At 55.3% G+C, this 22636-nt stretch carries 18 protein-coding genes and 1 pseudogene; 7 read left to right on the forward strand and 12 right to left on the reverse strand.

The features are described 5' to 3' along the window. Nucleotides 1-15 precede the first annotated feature (15 nt). The gene (locus JOE25_RS23285; RefSeq protein ID WP_209639384.1) at nucleotides 16-882 is read right to left on the reverse strand and encodes a crotonase/enoyl-CoA hydratase family protein; all 867 of its coding nucleotides are present in this window, start codon (nucleotides 880-882) and stop codon (nucleotides 16-18) included. 464 nt (nucleotides 883-1346) lie between these two features. Between JOE25_RS23285 and yhjD the strand changes: the two genes are divergently transcribed. The 3 genes and pseudogenes from yhjD to JOE25_RS23300 form a co-directional block, all read left to right on the forward strand. After that, entirely contained in the window at nucleotides 1347-2366 is a 1020-nt protein-coding gene (gene yhjD / locus JOE25_RS23290) for an inner membrane protein YhjD (protein WP_209639387.1), read from the forward strand. 328 nt (nucleotides 2367-2694) lie between these two features. Then, nucleotides 2695-4017 (forward strand): MFS transporter, encoded by a 1323-nt coding sequence (locus JOE25_RS23295; RefSeq protein ID WP_209639390.1) that lies wholly within the window; start codon nucleotides 2695-2697, stop codon nucleotides 4015-4017. 92 nt (nucleotides 4018-4109) lie between these two features. Then, nucleotides 4110-4889: pseudogene (locus JOE25_RS23300) on the forward strand (CDP-diacylglycerol diphosphatase); the annotation flags it as partial. Between the two features lie 33 nt (nucleotides 4890-4922). On the opposite strand, the gene JOE25_RS23305 reads toward JOE25_RS23300, so the two are convergent. Beyond that, on the reverse strand, nucleotides 4923-6956 hold the full coding sequence (locus JOE25_RS23305; protein ID WP_209639393.1) for an AsmA family protein: 2034 nt from the start codon (nucleotides 6954-6956) through the stop codon (nucleotides 4923-4925). A 102-nt stretch (nucleotides 6957-7058) separates the two neighbouring features. Continuing rightward, nucleotides 7059-7844 (reverse strand): cyclic-guanylate-specific phosphodiesterase, encoded by a 786-nt coding sequence (gene pdeH, locus JOE25_RS23310; protein WP_209639396.1) that lies wholly within the window; start codon nucleotides 7842-7844, stop codon nucleotides 7059-7061. Between the two features lie 144 nt (nucleotides 7845-7988). Between pdeH and JOE25_RS23315 the strand changes: the two genes are divergently transcribed. Next, nucleotides 7989-8192 carry a 4-oxalocrotonate tautomerase family protein gene (locus tag JOE25_RS23315; RefSeq protein ID WP_209639399.1) on the forward strand — a complete coding sequence of 68 codons (204 nt, stop codon included), beginning with the start codon at nucleotides 7989-7991 and terminating at the stop codon, nucleotides 8190-8192. Nucleotides 8193-8357: 165 nt separating this feature from the next. Then, on the forward strand, nucleotides 8358-9290 hold the full coding sequence (locus JOE25_RS23320) for a sugar kinase (protein ID WP_209639402.1): 933 nt from the start codon (nucleotides 8358-8360) through the stop codon (nucleotides 9288-9290). Between the two features lie 197 nt (nucleotides 9291-9487). Here the strand turns inward: JOE25_RS23320 and ilvC are convergent, their stop codons facing one another. After that, nucleotides 9488-10963, reverse strand: a complete 1476-nt coding sequence (ilvC, locus tag JOE25_RS23325) for a ketol-acid reductoisomerase (protein WP_209639405.1) — start codon at nucleotides 10961-10963, stop codon at nucleotides 9488-9490. A gap of 169 nt (nucleotides 10964-11132) precedes the next feature. Here ilvC and ilvY point away from each other — a divergent pair, with 169 nt between their 5' ends. Next, nucleotides 11133-12014: an HTH-type transcriptional activator IlvY gene (gene ilvY / locus JOE25_RS23330; RefSeq protein WP_209639408.1), complete on the forward strand. Its 882-nt coding sequence runs from the start codon at nucleotides 11133-11135 to the stop codon at nucleotides 12012-12014. Between the two features lie 26 nt (nucleotides 12015-12040). On the opposite strand, the gene JOE25_RS23335 is transcribed toward ilvY, so the two are convergent. The 8 genes from JOE25_RS23335 to JOE25_RS23370 form a co-directional block, all read right to left on the reverse strand. Continuing rightward, entirely contained in the window at nucleotides 12041-12742 is a 702-nt protein-coding gene (locus tag JOE25_RS23335; RefSeq protein WP_209639410.1) for a DUF2461 domain-containing protein, read from the reverse strand. 21 nt (nucleotides 12743-12763) lie between these two features. Continuing rightward, on the reverse strand, nucleotides 12764-14308 hold the full coding sequence (ilvA, locus tag JOE25_RS23340; RefSeq protein WP_209639414.1) for a threonine ammonia-lyase, biosynthetic: 1545 nt from the start codon (nucleotides 14306-14308) through the stop codon (nucleotides 12764-12766). A 5-nt stretch (nucleotides 14309-14313) separates the two neighbouring features. Further along, a complete protein-coding gene (ilvD, locus tag JOE25_RS23345; RefSeq protein ID WP_209639417.1) occupies nucleotides 14314-16164 on the reverse strand; it encodes a dihydroxy-acid dehydratase in 1851 nt (616 codons plus the stop codon). A 134-nt stretch (nucleotides 16165-16298) separates the two neighbouring features. After that, nucleotides 16299-17225, reverse strand: a complete 927-nt coding sequence (gene ilvE, locus JOE25_RS23350) for a branched-chain-amino-acid transaminase (protein ID WP_209639420.1) — start codon at nucleotides 17223-17225, stop codon at nucleotides 16299-16301. Between the two features lie 22 nt (nucleotides 17226-17247). After that, entirely contained in the window at nucleotides 17248-17505 is a 258-nt protein-coding gene (ilvM, locus tag JOE25_RS23355; RefSeq protein WP_061808667.1) for an acetolactate synthase 2 small subunit, read from the reverse strand. Then, nucleotides 17502-19148, reverse strand: a complete 1647-nt coding sequence (gene ilvG, locus JOE25_RS23360) for an acetolactate synthase 2 catalytic subunit (RefSeq protein WP_209639423.1) — start codon at nucleotides 19146-19148, stop codon at nucleotides 17502-17504. Before ilvG ends, ilvM begins: the two co-directional genes overlap by 4 nt. Before the next feature lie 142 nt (nucleotides 19149-19290). Continuing rightward, nucleotides 19291-19389, reverse strand: coding sequence for an ilv operon leader peptide (ilvL, locus tag JOE25_RS23365; protein WP_015962288.1), 99 nt, complete (start codon nucleotides 19387-19389; stop codon nucleotides 19291-19293). Nucleotides 19390-19522: 133 nt separating this feature from the next. Then, nucleotides 19523-20755, reverse strand: coding sequence for an MFS transporter (locus tag JOE25_RS23370; RefSeq protein WP_209639425.1), 1233 nt, complete (start codon nucleotides 20753-20755; stop codon nucleotides 19523-19525). A gap of 340 nt (nucleotides 20756-21095) precedes the next feature. On the opposite strand from JOE25_RS23370, the gene JOE25_RS23375 reads away from it, so the two are divergent. Further along, nucleotides 21096-22619, forward strand: coding sequence for a YifB family Mg chelatase-like AAA ATPase (locus JOE25_RS23375; RefSeq protein ID WP_209639428.1), 1524 nt, complete (start codon nucleotides 21096-21098; stop codon nucleotides 22617-22619). The last annotated feature ends 17 nt before the right edge of the window (nucleotides 22620-22636 follow it).

Raw genomic sequence — 22636 nt, forward strand, 5'->3', positions numbered from 1 at the left:
GCGGGCGGAGTCATATTAGCCTGCACGACGCAGGTTTAGCGTGTGACGATCCTGCAGCATAACCAAGCGTTCAATATAGGCGCGATCTTTCTCCTCAATGGTGAAGGCCGAATGCACCCAATCCTCGGTAATATCCATCAATTCCGAACGCGTCAATTGCAGCACCCGCTGGCGAGCACGCAACATGGCACGCATGCCGTTCAATTTAGGCCGGATAGTATCAATGAAGGTACGCGTAGCCACGTAGGCATCGCCGGGTTGGAATAGCTGATCAACCAGCCCACGGCTTTCAAACCACTCCGCCGTGTGCGACTCACCGCCCCAAATCAGTTCTTCCGCCAGACGCATACCTGCCTTGCGCGCCACCAGCGAGTAACCGCCCATGCCGGGAAACAGGTTAAAGGCAATTTCTGGGAACCCCATACGTGCATTGTTCTGCGCCAAAACAAAATGGTGCGCCAATGCGGCTTCGAAACCGCCACCCAGCGCGCTGCCCTCCACCATGGCAATGCTGACTGCGCCGGTGTCGAATCCGCGTGCTGCCGCATGTACACAGTCGATGCAAGCACGTGCGTAAGCCATCATGGCCTCACGTTTGCGGTTTTTAATGGCCTCCGCAAAGAACTGCAAATCGCCGCCGACGTTGAACATATTCGGCACCAACGAGCCGGTGACCCAAAAATCAAACTGTAACGATGACTCTTTGGCCGCCTGCGCCAACGTCATGATGTCTTCAATTAGCGCCTGGTTGAAACAGGGGCGCGGCTCAGCGCGCAACAGCATCCACATGATGTGCCGACCCTCTTCATAGTAAGCAGAAATCTGTGTCAAATTGCCCGCCTCGGTAAACGGACGACAGGTGGGATGATTTAGCAATTTCATATGACCTTCCATTTTATCTATTGATGACAGTTAAAACCGTTCCAGCCCCTACGGCTGCAGCAACGCGACGGTCGATAAACCGCAGCGCCACATCATGAGTAAACGCTTTCTTGGTGATGAAACAGATAAAAATTGGAGGTCAGTGAATGAAAAAAACCGCGCTGGCACGCGGCTGGCATAAGAATTTTACCTAACGATGGGCAGTAGCATTTCACTCGTGCGGTGAACGCGCTAAGCTCAAAAACTGGCCAGTTGCCGCCCTTGCGGCCAAACCGGCGTGCCTTTTGGCTATAATCAAAGCTGAAAGAGCCTCTACCCTAAATAATTCGAGTTGCAGGAAGGTGGCAACTAGGCGTGTCCCGATGAGCTTACTTGAGTAAGTGACTCAGGTAAGTGATAGCAGCCAACGCACAGGTAATTTGAAATATGACGGGTATATTTATCGTTAAGGAAATCGTGACGTAATGCCTATAGGATCAGATAAAGCCCCCCATCAGCCCAACAGTGAAGCGGCACAAAAACCGCTGATCGCCATCAAAACCGGCCATCAGAAAATCGACCGGCGTATTTCCGGTTTTTCACGCCTCGTTGAGCGCATCAAGGCCCGACCAGGCATCGCCCACCTGCTGCGTGCCACCGAGCGCTTTAACGATCGTCTGGGCAGCCAATTTGGCGCCGCCATTACCTATTTTTCGTTTCTGTCGCTGATCCCGATATTGATGGTGTCCTTCGCCGCCGTCGGTTTTGTGCTGGCGTCCAATCCCGACCTGCTGACCGAGCTGATTAATAGAATTGTCGGTAGCATCAGTGACCCGACGCTGGCCAGCACGCTCAAAAATACCGTTAATACCGCCATTCAGCAGCGTACGACCGTGGGGCTGACCGGCCTGGCGCTGGCGCTGTATTCGGGGATCAGTTGGATGGGCAACCTGCGTGAGGCGATCCGCGCACAATCGCGTGACGTCTGGGAACGCAATCCGCAGGACCAGGAAAAAATCTATTTCAAATACACCCGTGACTTTATCTCACTAACCGGTCTGGTGGTGGCACTGATTATTACGCTAACGCTGACGTCCATCGCTGGCTCGGCGCAGGCGACGATCGTCCGTGCTTTGGGCCTGGAAGGTATCGATTGGCTGCGTCCGGCGCTGACGCTGATCGCACTGTCTATCTCTATTTTCGCTAACTACCTGCTGTTCCTCTGGATATTTTGGATGCTGCCGCGGCATAAACCAAAGAAAAAGGCGCTGTTACGCGGCACGCTGCTTGCCGCTATCGGTTTCGAGGTGATTAAGTTTGTGATGACCATGACGTTGCCGCAGGTGGCTAAATCGCCTTCCGGCGCTGCCTTTGGTTCAGTCATCGGGCTGATGGCCTTCTTCTATTTCTTCGCACGTTTGACGCTGTTCTGCGCCGCCTGGATTGCCACGGCACAGTATAAAGAGGATAAAACGTTACCCACATCGGAACGCACCGATCCCTGAAGCAACGCAATCATACCGGCCAAACTCTGATGGCCGGTTTTTTATTTCAACAAACAGCGACAAAACCAGTATATAAAACCAAAAATAAGCAAAAAAAACCACCGAAACCAGCACAACAAACTACCCACTCACTTTTCTTTCCGACTTTTACAGATATTCAGTCTGCATATCATTCATTTTGCAACGTTAAAAACCACGTAGAAACACGCCAGTGAAACATTAAGCTTTTTAACCGGTTAATCACGCTATTGTGCAAAGTTTCAGCATTGAAAAGGCATATTGCTATGACTAATATGGATTTTTACACATTCAAAATATAAGAAAAATTATGCAAGCCTCCATCGCACCAACTCTGGACGCCGACGACGCGTCAACGCCAGTCAACTCACGCGGAAAAGTGATTGTCGCCTCGCTGGTCGGGACCGCCATCGAGTTTTTCGATTTTTATATCTACGCCACCGCTGCGGTGATCGTATTCCCACATATCTTTTTCCCGCAGGGTGATCCCACCACCGCCACGCTACAGTCGCTGGCTACGTTCGCCGTCGCCTTTATCGCACGCCCGATTGGTTCGGCACTGTTCGGCCACTTCGGCGATCGTGTAGGCCGCAAGGTGACGCTGGTCGCCTCGCTGCTCACCATGGGGATTTCTACCGTACTGATTGGCTTGCTGCCAAGCTACGAAACCATCGGCATCTTCGCCCCTATCCTGTTGGCGCTCGCGCGTTTTGGCCAGGGGTTAGGCCTGGGTGGCGAATGGGGAGGCGCCGCCTTGCTGGCTACCGAGAACGCCCCAGCCAGAAAACGTGCGCTATACGGTTCGTTCCCGCAACTGGGGGCACCTATCGGCTTCTTCTTCGCCAACGGCACCTTCCTGTTACTCTCCTGGCTGCTGACAGATCGGCAGTTTATGGAATGGGGCTGGCGCGTGCCGTTCATCCTGTCCGCTGCACTGGTGTTGATCGGCCTGTATGTGCGTGTATCACTGCATGAAACCCCGGTATTCGCCAAGGTAGCCAAAGCCGGCAAGCAGGTGAAGATTCCGCTCGGCACCTTGCTGAGCAAACACCTGAAGGTGACCATCCTTGGCACCTTTATCATGCTGGCAACCTATACACTGTTCTACCTGATGACGGTTTACTCCATGACCTACGGCACGACGCCGCAGCCGCTGGGGTTGGGTTATTCACGCAACAGTTTCCTGTGGATGCTGATGGTGGCGGTGATTGGCTTTGGCGTGATGGTGCCAATTGCCGGCCTGCTGGCTGATGCCTTTGGCCGCCGCAAGACCATGATCGTCATCACCCTGCTGATGATCGCCTTTGCTTTCCTGTTCCCAAGCATGCTGGGTTCCGGCAACCAAGCGCTGGTGATGGGCTTCCTGCTGTGCGGCCTGAGCATCATGGGCCTGACCTTTGGCCCGATGGGCGCACTTCTGCCCGAGTTATTCCCGACCGAGGTGCGCTATACCGGTGCGTCGTTCTCATACAATGTGGCCTCGATCCTCGGCGCAGCGGTAGCGCCTTATATCGCTACCTGGCTGGCGACCCATTACGGTTTGTTCTATGTCGGTCTCTATTTGGCCGCGATGGCCAGCCTCACGCTGATCGCCCTGTTGCTGATGAAAGAAACCCGAGATAAATCGCTTTAATCCTGCGTCTGCGGCCCCGTCATACGGGCCGCACTTCCCGCACTGTCACCTGTCATAAAACCAGATTATGCTGAACCCTTCTCTTTTTACGGAAACGGAAATCAATCATGTCTCTGCGCCGCAGGCTCTTTTTGTACGTTGCGCCGTTGGTGATGGCCGCCATTGCGATTACCGCTGCGCTCTGGATATGGGTAAAGCCTCCCCAATCGAGTGCGTTGTGGCGTATCGTTAGCCAACAGTGCCTGCCCAACCAGCAGGCGCATAACAATCCGGCACCTTGTGCGCAGGTTGACCCACAGGCCGGCTTTGTGGTGTTCAAAGACCGTAACGGGCCACTGCAGTATCTGCTGATGCCAAGCACCAGAATCACCGGTATTGAAAGCCCCGCGGTACTGGCGGCCACCACCCCAAACTTCTTTGAGCAAGCCTGGCAGGCGCGGCACTTTATGGCCGATAAATATGGCAAGGCGATCGACGACGCCGATATTTCGCTGGCGATTAATTCAGCCTATGGCCGCACTCAGAATCAGTTGCACATTCATATCTCCTGCCTGCTGCCGTCGGTAAAAACGCAGTTGGCGCAGTATGCGGCAGATTACAGCGAGCAGTGGGAGCCAATACCTGGCGGCCTGCTGGGCCATGATTATTTAGCGCGCCGGGTAACCCCTGAGGAGCTCAATAAACAGGGTGCTTTCCGCTTGTTATCTGAGGGGGTTGCACGCGCAAACGGGCGTATGGGGAGTTTTGGATTGGCAATGACCGCATTACCGAGCGGTGATTTTCTGTTGCTGGCCACTGAGCGCAGCCTGCTGCCATTTACTTTGGCTTCGTCAGAAGAAATCCAGGATCATGACTGCCAGGTATTGAAGTAAAACAGCCCGCGGGTTATCCGCGGGCTTTTACACTCATTTCTTCTGCTTCATCTGCCGTAAGATTTGTCCGCACTGGTTTTCTTCGCCGCCTTCGCTTGGGGAAACCAGTGCCAGCAGGGCCGCTGCCGGCGTCAGCACGACGCCCAACGCCACCGCAGCTGCACCGCGCGCAATGAGCGGACCGGCCTTCACGCCAGCATCCGGGTGCGCGAAGGTGCCTTTTACGTAGAGCGGTGAACGCAGCGTCAACACTCGCATGCCTTTGCTTTCTGGATCAATGGACAGGTCCAACCGCTCCGTGGCGAAGTTAGTATTGCCGCTGATATTGATAATGGCATTCTCCGTGTCGAACACAAACAACCGCGGCGCCGCCACACCGTTACGAATGCCTACATCCGCTGCCGCGCAGTTTATCCCCACCACGTCGTCACCAAACAGCTGTGCCACCAGGTAGTTACCCACGTTCAATCCGAGGATTTCCATCAGGCTACGGCTGATTACCCCATTGTTAATCACCATGCGTAAATCGCCACTGCTGGTTGCCAGCAGGTCAGCCACCGAATTGCCGCTGCCGGTCAGTTTGGCATCACCGTTCAATTGCCCCAGGCTGCGCTTCATCGATCCTACATTCGGCAACAGTTCCTTCAGCTGGAATTTACGCGCATGCATATCCACCCGGCCCTGCATCGGGTTTTTGCCACCGTCGAGATGGAGAGTCGCATTGAGGTTACCGCCAGCGACGCCGAACCGCAGCGGATCCATCAAGATGGCACCGTTTTCCAATTGCAAATGGGTATAGAGATCGCTCAGTGGCAGTGAACTGCCGCGTTCAATGCGCTTGGCAGTGAATTTGACGTCTGCATCCATCACCTTCCAGCTTTTGGTATCAAACTTCTCCACCGGCAGCACTTTGCCTGCTGGCTGGCGGCTCTTCTCACCGCGACTGGCTTTTTCAGTATTGGAATCTGCACCAATCAGCGGAGCCAGATCGGCAAAACGCAGCTGTTCCGACTGCACTTCCCCACTCAATTTAGGCCGGGGTTTGCCGGCGACATATTTCAAATCACCGTGAATATCGCTATCGCCAATTTTCCCATCAAACTTTTGGTACTGGAACACCGCCCCCCCTTTCTCATGAAGGCGGGCGATCAGGTGGCCATCGGTAGAATACGCTGGGGTATTGGGCAACAGCACGCCGGTGAGGGCATACAGGTTAGCCAAACTGTCACCGGAGAATTTAAGTTGCAGATCCAGACCACCAAGATTCATCGGATCGGACAGCGTGCCGGCCACCACCACCCGGGTAGCGCCAGAGCGCACGTCGGCCTGCAGTGGAAAAGGGAGCTCGGCATTTTGTAGGGATAACATGCCGCCCACCTTGCCACTGCCCGACAGAGGCTCGCCGTTGTATTTACCCTTCACCTTCCAGCCGAAAACATAGTCAGGGGTGACCGTAGCACCCGCCTCTTTTTTACCCGTCACTTCACTGAATGATAAAGGTTTGCCCAGCGGATCAATCACCGCACGGAAATCCGCTTTCAGCGTGGCATCTTTGAAATCAATCTGCCCACGATCAAACACGATGTCATGGATATTTACCGACCAGGCAGACGGCGGTTGGTCAGGATCCCCCGCGAGGGTGAAGGTCCAGTTATTATCGCCATTGGCCAACCGCTGTAAGCTGGCACTCGGCTGCGTCAGCCAAATCCGTGGGATCAACAGTTCCTTGCCCAGCAGTGCCAAGGGGGAAATGCTGGCATCAACGCGCTGCAGTTGGGCCATGCTGTCGCCGGGGATATTTTTCGGATTGCCCAGCACAATGTCTTCAGCATGAATTTTTGGCCACGGTAGCCAGGCACGCCAACCAGGCTCATCTTTATCACGCGCCCAGCTAACCCCCAGATCGCCACGGATAGCGAACGGGCGGTGCAGCTCGGCAGACACCTTGTCATTGATCGTCGGTTTGAGGCGGTTCCAGTCGAAGGTCAGCACAAAGATCACCAACGCGGCGATGATCAACAGCACAATGCCACCCACCCACGTGAACGCTTTACCTGTTCTTGTCATTATGGCTCCCTGAACGCGATAACTTGCTAGTCAATTGATAAGCAACCTTTACCAAGCCTAGCCGAGGATAGGCAAGAGTTCACGCTTTAGGGCGGCGGGCGATCAAACAGTCGGTGCAGAAAACAATGTAGGCAGGGTTTGCAGGGTTTCAAAACGGGCCGGGCGGGAAAGGTAATAGCCTTGGGCAGCCAGCGCGCCGGAGCGCTGTACCAGCAACCACTCTTGCTCTGTTTCCACCCCTTCGACGATCACCCCTTCGCTGTGTTGGTTCATCATTCTGACCAAGGTTGCGAGCAGCTGGATGCCATCCTCCGTTTGCTTCAGCAGGGTAAATAACTCTCGCGCCACCTTAATATATTGATAGCGCCAGGTGCTAACGGCGGAGAAATTTGCCAGCCCACTCCCAAAATCATCCAACCATAATCGTTCCGCGCCCACAATTTGATGCAATGGGCCATTCAACGCCATTCCCGCATGTTCCACCAGCTCAAAGCGCAGGTAAGGCATGTTGGCAATCTGACGTTGCAACGCGCAGTGCCGCTGCAATGCCTCCAATGCAATCCCGTCAATATTAACCGAGACCATCAACCCGTGGAGAATCAGCAACGGTTGCCAGCGCTGGAGCAATTCAAGCTGTTCCTGAATGATCTGCAGCCGTTTATGGACGTTGAGAGCAGCAAAATAAAGCTCTGGCGAAAGGGGTTTGTCTGGCGCAGACGGATGATAAACCGCCGTCAGCAGCTCGAGCGCCAACAAAGCACCGGAGGTACGGTAGATCGGTTGGAAAGTATACTGGCGCCGGCATTGCCGCCAGTAATGCTGCGCTTTTATATGCGAGCAGACGGCAAAGAGTGGCGCCAGCAGACCAGAAGTCATCTTGGTTGTCATTGGTACTATCGCCATCGAAGGGAAATGAAAACGCTCAGGCTGCGTGATTGCTTCCCTTGATTTATCGGCAGCAGGTAATAAAACTTTAAGCGGCAGTGAAAGCCTTTTACATTGAATAGACGTCTCAAAACCCAAGGAAAAAACATGCCCTACGTAAATATCAAAATTACCCGTGAAGGCGCGACACCGGAGCAAAAGAAACAGCTGATCGCTGGCGTAACCCAACTGCTGGTGGATACGCTGGGGAAAAACCCGGCCACCACCGTGGTGGTCATCGACGAGGTAGAAACCGACAACTGGGGTATCGGTGGTAAATGCGTGACCGATCTGCGCGCCGCCGCTAAATAACGGCAGGATCCGGTCACCCGATCGGGAAATTTTTGCGTTTCCCGATCGGCGTCATAATTAAATTAAAACGTTGTTTTATTTTCATTGACTCCCCCCACCCCTTGCGTTGAGACTGGTTGCATTCGCATCAATTCACCTTCTTCTTTCAGCCAGGGCTCAGTGACTATGACCACCCAGAATCTTGCCGTGATCGGCGAATGCATGATTGAACTGTCGCAGAAAGGCGCGGACCTTAGCCGCGGTTTTGGCGGCGATACGCTAAACACCGCCGTTTACATCGCCCGTCAAGTGGCAGAAACGGCGCTGCAGGTGCATTACGTTACCGCACTCGGCACCGACAGTTTCAGCGAGGAAATGCTGCAGGCCTGGCAGCAGGAAAAAGTGAAAACACGCCTGATCCAACGATTGGAAGACAAGCTGCCGGGGCTATACGTGATCGAAACCGATGAGACCGGCGAACGCACCTTCTATTACTGGCGTAATGATGCCGCAGCCCGCTACTGGCTCGCAGGGCCGCAGGCAGAGACGTTGTGCGAACAGCTGGCCCAATTCGATTATCTGTATCTCAGCGGTATCAGCGTGGCGATTCTCGATGCCAGCAGCCGTGCCCGGCTGCTGACGTTACTGCGCCAGTGCCGCGCCAACGGCGGCAAGGTCATTTTCGATAACAACTATCGTCCACGGCTGTGGCAAAGCAAAGAAGAAGCGCAACAGGCCTATCGCGAGGTGCTGGCTTGTACAGACATTGCTTTTCTGACGCTGGATGATGAAGACCTGTTGTGGGGCAAACATCCGCTGGATCAGGTGGTGCAGCGCACGCAGTTGCTGGGCGTGACCGAGATAGTGATCAAACGCGGCGCAGATAGCTGCCTGGTGTTCAGTGCCGAAGGCACCGAATTCGAGATCCCGGCGGTACATTTGCCGAAAGAAAAAGTGGTAGATACCACCGCAGCGGGCGATTCCTTCAGCGCCGGTTATCTGGCGGTGCGTTTAACCGGCGGTGATGCCGTACAGGCAGCGCAGCGCGGCCATCTGACCGCCAGCACGGTGATCCAGCATCGAGGTGCCATTATTCCCCTCGCCGCCATGCCACAATGATTCCTGTGCCGTAGAAAGGCGAAAGGCCAGCAACGACGCTGGCCTTTTTATTGGACTCGAAAACCCATCTTAATACCCTATGGATTTCAGGTTGTAGCTAGGCACCAAGCTATCTCATCCCCAGGAGCTTACTTTAGTAAGTGACTGGGGTGTGATAGTGCAGGTAACAACGCTACAGCCTGAAAGACGACGGGTATTTAGCCTGCCACCGCGATACGTTTCATATCCGTCATATAACCACGCAGCTTGCGGCCAACGGATTCGATTGGGTGATTACGCACCGCTTCGTTCACGTCGCGCAGTTGCGCGTTATCCACTGACGTACCGGCAACAGATTTACCCAAGTCACCCGCCTGCAGAGTGGTCATAAACGTTTTCAGCAATGGCACTGCCGCGTTAGCGAACAGGTAGTTACCGTATTCCGCAGTATCAGAGATAACCACGTTCATTTCGTACAGACGCTTACGCGCAATGGTGTTGGCGATCAGCGGCAGCTCGTGCAGTGATTCGTAGTAAGCAGACTCTTCGATGATGCCTGCGTCAACCATGGTTTCGAACGCCAGCTCAACGCCGGCTTTCACCATCGCAACCATCAGTACGCCATGGTCAAAGTATTCTTGCTCGCTGATTTTGCCTTCGAACTGCGGCGCGTTCTCGAATGCTGATTTGCCGGTCTCTTCACGCCAGTTCAGCAGTTTCACGTCGTCTTCTGCCCAGTCAGCCATCATGCCGCTGGAGAAAGCACCGGAGATGATATCGTCCATGTGTTTCTGGAACAGTGGCGCCATGATCTCTTTCAGTTGCTCGGACAGCGCAAAGGCGCGCAGTTTGGCCGGGTTAGACAGGCGATCCATCATCAGGGTGATACCGCCCTGCTTCAGCGCTTCGGTGATGGTTTCCCAACCGAACTGAATCAGTTTTTCCGCATAAGCCGGCTCGGTGCCTTCAGCAACCAGTTTGTCGAAGCACAGCAGTGAACCCGCTTGCAGCATGCCACACAGAATGGTTTGCTCGCCCATCAGGTCAGATTTCACTTCGGCAACGAAGGAGGATTCCAGTACGCCGGCACGGTGACCGCCGGTCGCTGCGGCCCAGGCCTTGGCGATCGCCATGCCTTCGCCTTTCGGATCGTTTTCCGGGTGAACCGCGATCAGGGTCGGTACGCCGAAACCACGTTTGTATTCTTCGCGCACTTCGGTACCCGGGCATTTTGGCGCAACCATCACCACGGTGATGTCTTTACGCACTTGCTCGCCCACTTCGACGATGTTGAAGCCGTGTGAGTAACCCAGCGCTGCGCCGTCTTTCATCAGCGGCTGCACTGCACGCACAACAGAAGTATGCTGCTTGTCCGGCGTGAGGTTAACGACCAAGTCTGCCTGTGGGATCAAGTCTTCGTAAGTCCCTACCTTGAAGCCGTTTTCGGTCGCTTTGCGCCATGAAGGACGCTTTTCATCGATGGCTTCTTTACGCAGGGCATAGGCAACATCCAGGCCCGAGTCACGCATGTTCAAGCCTTGGTTCAGGCCCTGTGCGCCACAGCCGACAATCACCACTTTTTTGCCTTTCAGGTAGCTCGCTTCGTCAGCAAATTCTTCACGTGCCATAAAGCGACACTTGCCTAATTGCGCCAACTGCTGACGCAGGTTCAAGGTGTTGAAATAGTTAGCCATGGTGGTACTCCAGTTAGATGTTGTGTCTTGCTGTTATTTTTCATTCCCCGCCCTGTCTGTGCGGAGATTCGTTAAACTCAATGTATAACAGGAAACGCGTTGCTTAAATTGATATATTACGAATGTGACATTGCAATTTTTGCAACACTCTTGCTGCGAGCGTACTGATATGGATTTGCGTGATTTAAAGCTGTTCCTTCATCTGGCCGAGAGCCATCACTTTGGCCGAACAGCCAAGGCGATGCACGTCAGCCCGTCGACACTTTCCCGCCAGATCCAACGGCTGGAGGAGATCCTCGGGCAGCCGCTATTTTTGCGTGACAACCGCACTGTGCAGCTCACCGATGCTGGTGAACAGCTGAAAGACTTTGCCCAGCAAACGCTGTTGCAATACCAGCAACTGAAACATGCGCTGGGCCAACATGGCCCCTCTCTGAGCGGCGAGCTGCGGCTGTTTTGCTCTGTCACCGCCGCCTACAGCCACTTGCCGCCAATCCTCGATCGCTTCCGCGCACAGCATCCGTTGGTAGAGATCAAACTCACCACCGGTGACGCCGCCGACGCCGTCGATAAAGTGCAATCCAACGAAGCCGACCTCGGCATTGCCGGACGCCCCGAAACCCTGCCCACCAGCGTGGCCTTCACTAAAATCGGTGAGATCCCACTGGTGCTGATTGCGCCGGCGCTGCCCTGTGCTGTACGCAGTCAGGCCTTTGCCGAGCAGCCCGACTGGGCCAATATTCCGTTTATCCTGCCGGAGCATGGCCCGTCGCGAAAACGTATCGAACTGTGGTTCCGCCGCCAGCGTATTCCCAACCCACTGATTTACGCCACCGTTGGCGGCCACGAGGCCATTGTCTCGATGGTAGCCTTGGGCTGCGGTATCGCACTGATCCCCGGCGTGGTCGTAGACAACAGCCCAGAGCCAGTGCGCAACCGTATCTCGCAGTTGGAGAATATATCGATGGTCGAGCCGTTCGAGTTAGGTGTCTGTGTACAGAAAAAACGCCTCAGCGATCCGTTGATTGACGCGTTCTGGCGTTTACTTTGAGACGCGGCTCGAAAGACAACGGGCATTTATAAATCAGCCGGATCGACTTGCTTCATCGCCTCCACCTGCATCAGCCAGTGGTACAGCGGTTCTAGCTGTTGAAAACCCTGGGCCAACATCTTCGTCAGGTCGGCACTAAACAGCTTTTCCACCTGGCTATCAGTCGCCATCACCGCAAAGGATTTACGGTTGTACCAGGTGGCAATGTCTGCCGCCTGCTCTTTAACCAGCGGACGCTTGTAGCTTTCCCCCACCAGCTCGAACGGCGGTTGACAGCAAGCGGCCACCTCTAAAAATGGCTGCGGGCGGCGCTGCAGCGTATGACGAAACAGGTCCATGGTGGCTTTGTTGGCACTGTAATATCCCAGCCCATAGCGCAACATGTCCGGCCCCAGTTCGAAGAAGTAAACCGGCGCATCCTTCCAGTCTTTGCTCGGCCGTTTGAACGTCAGCCACATGCGGCTACGGTAGCGCGATTTATCATGAGAAAAACGCGTGTCGCGGTGAATGCGCGACAGCGTTTTACCGATCGCCGGCCGGGTTTCAAACTGCGGGTCAATCGCCAGCATCGTCGGGGCAAGTTCAGCCACCAGCGAACGGAACGGCGTCAGCAGTTCGCTATCGTAAACGCTGCGATTAGCCTCAAACCATTCCTTGTCGTTTTCGATACGCACCTGCTGGAGGAAATTCAGGCCTTGCTGGCTAAAGCCACTAAATTTATCCGTCATACGCCATCCTTGTTAACGCCTTTAGCCCTGCAAAAAGAAGCGGAATGCCGGGTTATCCGTTTCATCGTGGCAGTCGTAGCCCAAAGCCTGTAGGTGTTGCTCAAACTCGGGTTCAGTCTGCGACAGTTCAAAACCTGCCAGCACGCGACCAAAGTCAGTGCCGTGGCTACGGTAATGGAACAGTGAAATATTCCAGTGGGTCCCCAGGGTTTGCAGAAACTTCAGCAATGCACCTGGCGATTCCGGGAACTCAAAGCTGTACAGACGCTCACGCAGTGGTTTTGAAGGACGCCCACCGACCATGTAACGCACGTGCAGCTTGGCCATTTCATCGTCGGACAGATCCACGACCTGATAACCATCGGCGCGTAACTCATCGAGAATTTCCTGCCGTTCGGCATGGCCGCGCGTCAGACGAACACCGACGAAAATGCAGGCATTATCCGCATCGGCGTACCGGTAGTTAAATTCCGTTACCGACCGGCCACCCAGCAGTTGGCAAAACTTCAGGAAGCTGCCTTTCTGCTCTGGAATGGTCACCGCCAGCAGGGCCTCACGCTGTTCACCTAATTCGCAGCGTTCCGACACATAGCGCAAACCATGGAAATTCAGGTTGGCACCGGACAAAACATGAGCCAGACGCTCACCCTGAATATTGTGCTGTTGCACATACTTTTTCAGCCCGGCCAGCGCCAGCGCACCGGACGGTTCGGCAATGGCGCGCACATCTTCAAACAGATCTTTGACCGCGGCGCAAATGGCGTCACTGTCGACGGTGATGACGTCGTCCAGGTATTCCTGACACAGGCGGAAGGTTTCGTCACCGATACGCTTCACCGCCACGCCTTCGGCAAACAGCCCAACACGCGCCAGGTCCACCGGATGCCCAGCATCCAACGCCGCACGCAGGCACGCGGAATCTTCCGCTTCCACCCCAATCACTTTGATCTGCGGCATCAGTTGCTTGATTAATACCGCCACGCCCGCCGCCAAGCCGCCACCACCCACCGGCACAAACACCCGGTCAAGATGCGCATCTTGTTGCAATAACTCCATGGCCAGCGTGCCCTGCCCGGCGATCACCGTTGGGTGATCAAAGGGTGGCACGAACGTCATGCCCTGTTTGAGTGAAAGCTCAATCGCTCTGGCCTTGGCTTCATCAAAGTTGGCACCGTGCAGCAACACTTCACCGCCAAAGCTACGTACCGCATCCACTTTGATATCTGCGGTGGACACCGGCATCACGATCAACGTTTTGATACCCACGCGTTTGCCGGAATAGGCTACGCCCTGGGCGTGGTTGCCAGCCGAAGCCGTCACCACACCGCGGGCCTTTTGCTCTTCGTTCAGGCTGGCAATCATGGCGTAAGCCCCGCGCAGCTTGAAACTGTGAACCGGCTGACGATCTTCACGCTTCACCAAAATGGTATTGCCGAGGCGTGAAGATATTTTACTCATGGTCTGTAATGGGGTGACCTGAGCCACCTCATAAACCGGCGAGCGGAGCACCGCTCGCAAATACTCCGCGCCACAGGGAGCGTCGGGTAGGGGTTGCGATACCGCCATGATGTTTAGCCTCCCAGCTTGCTCTTGTCGCGCACGGCGCCTTTGTCGGCGCTGGTCGCCAGCATGGCGTAAGCGCGCAGGGCGAAGGAAACCTGACGCTCGCGATTTTTCGGTGTCCAGGCCCGATCGCCACGTGCCAGCTCAACTTCACGACGCGCCGCCAGTTCGCTGTCAGTGACGTCCAGCACCATGCTGCGCTTTGGAATATCGATGTCGATCATGTCGCCATCTTCGATCAACGCAATCAAACCACCGCTGCCCGCTTCTGGAGAAACGTGGCCAATAGACAGGCCCGAGGTGCCGCCGGAGAAGCGGCCGTCGGTGATCAGCGCACAGGCTTTGCCCAGCCCCATGGACTTAAGGTAGGTCGTTGGGTACAGCATTTCCTGCATGCCCGGCCCACCTTTAGGCCCCTCGTAGCGGATCACCACCACGTCGCCGGCGACCACTTTGCCGCCGAGGATCGCTTCCACCGCCGAGTCCTGGCTTTCGTACACTTTGGCCGGACCGCGGAAGGTCAGGTTCTCTTTGTCGACGCCCGCGGTTTTAACGATGCTGCCGTCCAGCGCCATGTTGCCGTACAGTACGGCCAGCCCCCCCTCCTGGCTGAACGCATTTTCCAGCGAACGGATACAGCCCTCTGCACGGTCATCATCCAGCGTATCCCAACGACAATCCTGCGAGAACGCCTTGGTGGTGCGGATACCCGCCGGACCGGCACGGAACATTTTCTTCACCGCGTCATCTTGGGTCAGCATGATGTCGTATTTATCCAGCGTCTCCGGCAGTTTCATGCCCAGGATATTGTCGACGTCACGGTTCAACAGGCCAGCGCGATCCAGCTCGCCAAGAATAGCCAGTACACCACCGGCGCGGTGTACGTCTTCCATATGGTATTTCGGGGTGCTTGGTGCCACCTTGCACAGGTGCGGTACCTTGCGTGACAGGCGGTCGATATCTTCCATGGTGAAGTCGATTTCACCTTCCTGTGCGGAGGCCAGCAGGTGCAACACGGTATTGGTCGAGCCGCCCATGGCGATATCCAGCGTCATGGCGTTTTCAAATGCCGCCTTGTTGGCGATATTGCGCGGCAACGCGCTTTCATCACCCTGCTCGTAGTAACGTTTGGTCAAGGCTACGATGCGCTTACCGGCGTTAATAAACAGCTCTTTACGGTCGGCATGGGTCGCCAGCAACGAGCCATTGCCCGGCTGTGACAGGCCCAGCGCTTCGGTCAGGCAGTTCATCGAGTTGGCGGTGAACATGCCGGAACAGGAGCCGCAGGTCGGGCAGGCGGAACGTTCGATCTGCTCGCTGTCGGCGTCGCTGACGTTCGGGTTGGCACCCTGAATCATCGCGTCCACCAGATCCAGTTTGATGATCTTATCGGACAGCTTGGTCTTGCCGGCTTCCATCGGGCCGCCAGAAACGAAAATCACCGGAATGTTAAGGCGCAGTGACGCCATCAGCATCCCTGGGGTGATCTTGTCGCAGTTGGAAATGCACACCATCGCATCCGCGCAGTGGGCATTCACCATGTATTCAACCGAGTCGGCGATCAATTCACGAGATGGCAAAGAATAGAGCATGCCGCCGTGGCCCATCGCGATACCGTCATCCACCGCAATGGTGTTGAACTCTTTGGCAACGCCGCCTGAGGCTTCGATCTGTTCTGCAACCAGCTTGCCCAAATCACGCAGATGCACATGGCCCGGAACGAACTGGGTAAATGAGTTAACCACCGCAATAATGGGTTTGCCAAAATCGTCGTCGGTCATTCCGGTCGCGCGCCATAATGCGCGGGCACCCGCCATGTTGCGGCCGTGGGTTGTGGTGGCGGAACGGTACTTAGGCATGCTCTTTACTCCAAATGTATTTATTACAGGCGGCGAACGAACCGCCTGAATATTATTGTCTGTCTGTCGTTTACCCTATGGCTTTCAAGCTGCGGCCAACAACGCGGCGGTTTAAAAGACGACGGGTAACATTGTTATTGGTTTACCGGGTCCAACCAGCCGTACTTGTCTTCAGTCTTGCCGGTAAACAGGCCAAAGAACGCCTGTTGAATCTGTTTGGTTACCGGGCCGCACTTGCCAATGCCGACCTGGATGCCGTCAACGCTACGCACTGGGGTGATTTCTGCGGCGGTGCCGGACATGAAGACTTCGTCGGCCAGGTACAGCGATTCACGCGACAACACCTGCTCACGCACTTCGAAGCCCATGTCTTTCGCCAGTTTGATGATGGCATCGCGGGTGATGCCCGGCAGTGCAGAAGACGTAAACGGCGGGGTAAACAGCACACCGTCTTTCACTTCGAACAGGTTCTCGCCCGCGCCTTCGGAAATATACCCGTGCACGTCAAGCGCAATCCCTTCTTGGTAACCATGGCGGCGCGCTTCGCTGCCTACCAGCAGCGAGGAAAGGTAGTTACCGCCGGCTTTGGCCGCGGTGGGAATAGTATTTGGCGCCACGCGGTGCCAGGACGAAACCATCGCATCGATGCCTTGATCCAGCGCCTCTTCACCCAGGTACGCGCCCCAAGGAAACGCCGCGATAATCACGTCTGTTTTATAACCGGCTGGCGGGTTCACCCCCATGCCAACGTCGCCCACAAAGACTAACGGACGAATATAGGCGCTGCCCAGATTGTTTTTACGCAGCGTCGCGCGGCAGGCTTCCATCAACTCATCAACGCTTTGCGATACGGGCATACGGTAGATCTTTGCCGAGTCATGCAGGCGTTGCATATGCTCACGGTGACGGAACACCACCGGGCCTTTATGAGAGTCGTAGCAACGGACGCCTTCAAACACCGAAGTGCCATAGTGCAACGCATGTGACATCACGTGTACTTTGGCGTCAGCCCAAGGAACCATCTCACCATTGAACCAAATGTAATCGGCTTTCTTCGTCATTGTTCTTTATCCTTCTCACGCATCAGGCGCGTATTTGTTGTGATGTTTGTTGCTGGATCTCAACGCAGGAGACATCCATCAGTTTGCTCAACTGAGATGACAGTAGATCCACCGGGCGCTGGCTGGCAACGGTCAATTCAATATTAATCTTGTCGGTATTTGCAGCCGCAGCCATATTCATAGCACAAACCTGAAAGCCGCGATGACGCACGACGCGCAATACACGCTCTAACATTTCAGGGCGAAAACGGGCCTGGATCGAGAGTTGATGGTGCATCATGATATTTTCTCCAACATGGTTTCGTTACCGGCACCCGGCGGCACCAGCGGCCAGACGTTTTCGAGTTCATCAATCGACACATGCAGCAGGTAAGGCCCGTCGCTGTTGAATAACGCATCGAGCGCATCTGCTACCTGATCTTTGCGGGTGATACGCTGGCCAGGGATGCCAAAGGCATTGGCCAACATCAAGAAATCTGGGTTATCGGTGAGGGTGGTTTCGCTGTAACGCCCGTCAAAAAACAGCTGTTGCCACTGACGAACCATGCCCAAACGTTGGTTATCCAACAAAACGATTTTCAGCGGCAGCTGTTTACGTTTTATGGTGCCTAATTCCTGCACGTTCATCATGAAAGAACCGTCGCCCGAAATGCAGATCACCGTATCTTCCGGGCGAGCCATCTGTGCGCCAACCGCAGCCGGTACGCCAAAGCCCATGGTGCCCAGCCCGCTGGAGGTGATGAAATTCTCCGGGCGTTCAAAGGTCATGTGCTGTGCAGTCCACATCTGGTGCTGGCCCACGTCTGTGGTGACCACGCTATTGGCCGGCTTGCGCTCAGACAGCTGTTTCAACAGCAGCGGCGCGTAAATCGGCTGGCCTGGATGATCATAACGACAAGGGTGTGTTTCTTTCAGTTCAACCACGCGGCGCTGCCAGGCGGTGATTGTCAGCGGCTGCTGCAGCGCGGGCAATAACGCCTTTAAATCACCCTGCAGCGCGACATGTGCCTGACGTAATTTGCTCATTTCCGCCGGGTCGATATCCATGTGGATCACCTTGGCGTGTGGTGCAAAAGCATTCAGTTTACCGGTCACGCGATCGTCAAAACGTGCGCCGACAGCGATTAACAAGTCGCATTCTTGCACCGCAAGATTGGCGGCCTTAGTGCCGTGCATCCCCAACATACCGAGGTAATACGGTTGCTCGGCATCCGCTGCCCCCAGCCCTTTCAACGTGACGACGTTAGGCATTTGGGTCGCCGCGATAAACTCGCGTAACTCCGGTACCGCCTGCGCCATGCCAACGCCACCGCCGATGTACAACATGGGCTTGTGTGCCTGCGCCAGCAACTCAACGGCTTGTGCCAACTCTGCCGCCGGGTAGTTCAGTTCTTCCACTACCGGCATCAAGTGTGGGTGCAATTCGCCGTGAGCCAGTTGGATGTCTTTCGGGATGTCGATCAGCACGGGGCCGGGACGGCCGCTGCTTGCAATGGCAAAGGCTTCCGCCATGATGCCCGGCAGCGCATCCAGTGATTCCACCAGGAAGCTGTGTTTGGTGCAGGCCAAAGACAGGCCGAGAACATCGATCTCCTGAAAAGCATCGGTACCTATCAGCGCAGAGCCCACCTGACCGGTAATCGCCACCACGGGAACGGAATCCAGCAAGGCATCGGCCAGGCCAGTGATCAGGTTGGTAGCCCCGGGGCCAGAGGTAGCAATGCAAACGCCAACTTTACCGGTTGAGCGAGCGTAACCAATAGCGGCCATCGCGGCACCCTGCTCGTGGCGGCACAGTAGGTGTTCCACCCCGCCGTCATACAATGCATCGTAGACCGGCATGATTGCGCCACCCGGATAGCCGAATACCGTATCAACCCCCTGCGCACGCAACGCTTGTACTACCCACTGAGCCCCGTTCATGGTTATTTCCCCGCCTTACTTCGACAATTGCAGGATTTTGTTCTGTTACTCATATTTTTATCCTCGCTTCACTTTTCTCTTGCCAATAAAAAACCCCCGGACCTTACGGTGCGGGGGTTCTCTTGCGATTCCGGCTTGTTTTCTAAGCCATTCTTCGTCCAAGTGCAGCCCCGCACGGTGGGATAATAATCACCACCACGCTAATTACGACTAGGCTAATCACTTGGGCAAAGGCTTTCATAATAGGTTTGTTCACTGTGCTCGTTTCGAACTAATACCTACAGAGGTACCATAGTCCCGCGCGGCATGACAACACTTTTTTTGCGTTATTATTCGGCGCAATCTGGTCATACCTCGCGCAACATGCCCGGTTTTCACACGCTGGCGTGCGGGCCGGAGGGCTTCACTGCCCCCGAGATCGCCTTGCCGCGCGTGTCCTTACCAAAGAACACCAACAGCGCAATGATGATCGCTACCGTACCGGCGATGATTGCCATCGCCAATCCATAATTTTGGCCATTATGCTCGGCGATCGTTGCCTGCAGCGTGGCATTGACGGAGGCGATCAAGTTACCCAACTGGTAAACAAACCCTGGCAGTACCGCGCGGGTGTTCGCCGGGACCAACTCAGTGAGGTAAGTCGGTATTACGCCCCAAGCCCCCTGTACCATGAACTGCATCAGGAACGCGCCAATTCCCAGCATCAGCGAGCCGCTGGAAAACGCCCATAACGGGATCACGGGCAACGCCAAGAGCGCGGCAATAATAATCGCTTTCTTGCGGCCGATTTTTTCCGACAGCGCCCCAAAGAAAACGCCCCCAATAATTGACGCGATATTGTAGCTAATGGCGATGATACTGACGGTTTTAGGATCGAAACCATGTTGAACTTTCAAAAATACCGGATACATATCCTGGGTACCGTGCGAGAAGAAATTGAACGCCGCCATCAGCAATACCAGGTAGCCGCAGAGCTTCCAATGGCTTTTCAGCACCGGCAGTAATGCGCTGCTTTCCTTGCGTTCACGCGCCGCCAGCCACACCGGTGACTCCTGCACGCAATAATAAATAAACGGCAACAGCAAAATGGGTGCGGCACCAATCACGAACATGCCACGCCAGCCAACCACCTCAAACAACAGACCATACACCACTGCCGCCAACAGATAGCCGAACGGGTAACCTGCCTGAAAAATCCCTGACATGAGGCCACGTGAGCGATCGGGAATCGTTTCCATCGCCAGTGACGATGCCACGCCCCAGATCCCGCCCATTGCCACGCCGTATAACACCCGCAACAACAGGAACACCGTCAATGACGGTGCCGCCGCAGACAGCAGTTCAAATACCGAGAAGAAGACAATATTCAACATCAAGATCGGTTTGCGACCGTACTTTTCGGCCGCACGACCAAAGATTAACGCGCCAATCGGGCGTACCGCCAAGGTCAGCAAGATCGCCAGTGTCACTTCTTCCATTCCGACATGGAAAGACTGTGCGATATCGCTGAGCAGAAATACCAGCACGAAAAAATCGAAAGCGTCGAGCGTCCAGCTTGAAAAACTGGCGATGGCTGCATTGCGTTGCAGCGGGGTCCAACCAAACATATGTTATCCCTACTCTAGAAGACGAGGTCATGAGCTTTAGCGGCTGCCGTGGCGGATGCGTTGGCGGTCGGAGATTGTTAACGAGGTGATCTTTATATTAACTAATTGTTAAATACACCCATTCCCCCTCCTGCCGCAACAGGATTGGCCTGCTAATGTGTTGCTGCATTCACGTAATTGTTAAGGGGTATTGCCACGCCTTGCGCAGTGCAGCACAAAAACATCTCTATCCACATGAAATTTATTATTTTAATTACGATTCACCCCGCAAATACTCTAAGGTTGCCGCGCCTCTAATGCGCATATTCCGCATCATGTTGCCTTCAGCGAGGAGAGCAATATGTCATTGGCGGTTATCTATACCCGGGCCACACTGGGCGTTCAGGCCCTGTCAGTCACGGTAGAAGTGCATATCAGTAATGGGCTACCCGGTCTGACCCTGGTCGGGCTCCCGGAAACCACGGTGAAAGAAGCGCGCGATCGGGTGCGCAGTGCTTTGATTAATAATGGCTTCACCTTTCCTGCCCGGCGCATCACCGTCAACCTGGCCCCCGCAGACCTGCCCAAAGAAGGCGGCCGTTACGACCTGCCGATTGCTCTGGCGATCCTGGCCGCCTCCGAGCAGCTGCCAGCCGACAAGTTAGCTCGCTATGAGTTTCTCGGGGAACTGGCGTTATCCGGCGCATTGCGGGCTGTCAGCGGGGCGATCCCCGCCGCGCTGGCGGCACTGGATGCAGGTAGGCAGCTGGTTTTAGCTACCGCCAATGGGCGAGAGGTGGGGCTGATTACGCAAAGTGAAACACGGGTGGCGGAACACCTGCTTGAGGTTTGTGCGTTTTTGTTAGGTAAAAGCGATTTACCCGTAGCCACTGCCCCGCTTGCAGCGGATACGGCACAAGAAACCGCTGATCTGCAGGACATACTGGGCCAGGAGCAGGCAAAGCGAGCGCTGGAAATCGCCGCTGCCGGGGGCCACAACCTGCTGTTGGTCGGCCCTCCGGGGACGGGGAAAACCATGTTGGCCAGCCGCCTAAATACCCTCCTCCCTCCGCTAACCGACCAGGAGGCGCTGGAAAGCATTGCCGTAGCCAGCCTGCTGCAACATCCCGCACAAGCGCTGCCATGGCGACAGAGGCCATTTCGTGCGCCGCATCACAGTGCTTCTATGGCCGCCCTGGTCGGTGGTGGTTCACTGCCACGGCCAGGTGAAATATCGATGGCACACAATGGTGTCCTGTTTTTGGATGAACTGCCGGAATTCGAACGGCGCGTGCTGGATGCCCTGCGTGAACCGCTGGAGTCCGGCGAGATAGTTATTTCACGCGCCAGCGCCAAAATCCGCTTCCCGGCGCGGGTACAATTGATTGCCGCGATGAACCCCAGCCCTACCGGGCATTATCAAGGCATGCATAACCGCGCATCGCCACAGCAGGTGCTGCGTTACCTCGGGCGGCTTTCGGGGCCGTTTCTCGATCGCTTTGATTTATCGATTGAGGTGCCATTGTTGCCACCTGGCGTGTTGAGCAAACGCCGTATCGTCGGTGAAAACAGCATAGACGTAAGAGCGCGCGTGCTGCTGGCACGTGAAAGGCAGCTTAAGCGGGCGGGGAAGATCAATGCCCTGCTGAATAATAACGAGGTCGATCGGGATTGCCGGCTTAGCACAGCAGATGCCGACTTTCTTGAAACAACGTTAACCACGTTGGGATTATCGGTTCGCGCCTGGCAGAGGATTTTAAAAGTGGCCCGTACGCTGGCTGATTTGGCAGGAGATCGAGATATTGATAAGCGTCACTTGAGCGAAGCGCTGGGTTACCGCAGTATGGACCGCCTATTGCTGCAGCTGCATCGCAGCCTGGCGTAAAAATGGGGCCCGCAGGC

Origin of the sequence: Serratia sp. PL17, assembly GCF_017832355.1 — a bacterium.
Taxonomy (GTDB): domain Bacteria; phylum Pseudomonadota; class Gammaproteobacteria; order Enterobacterales; family Enterobacteriaceae; genus Serratia.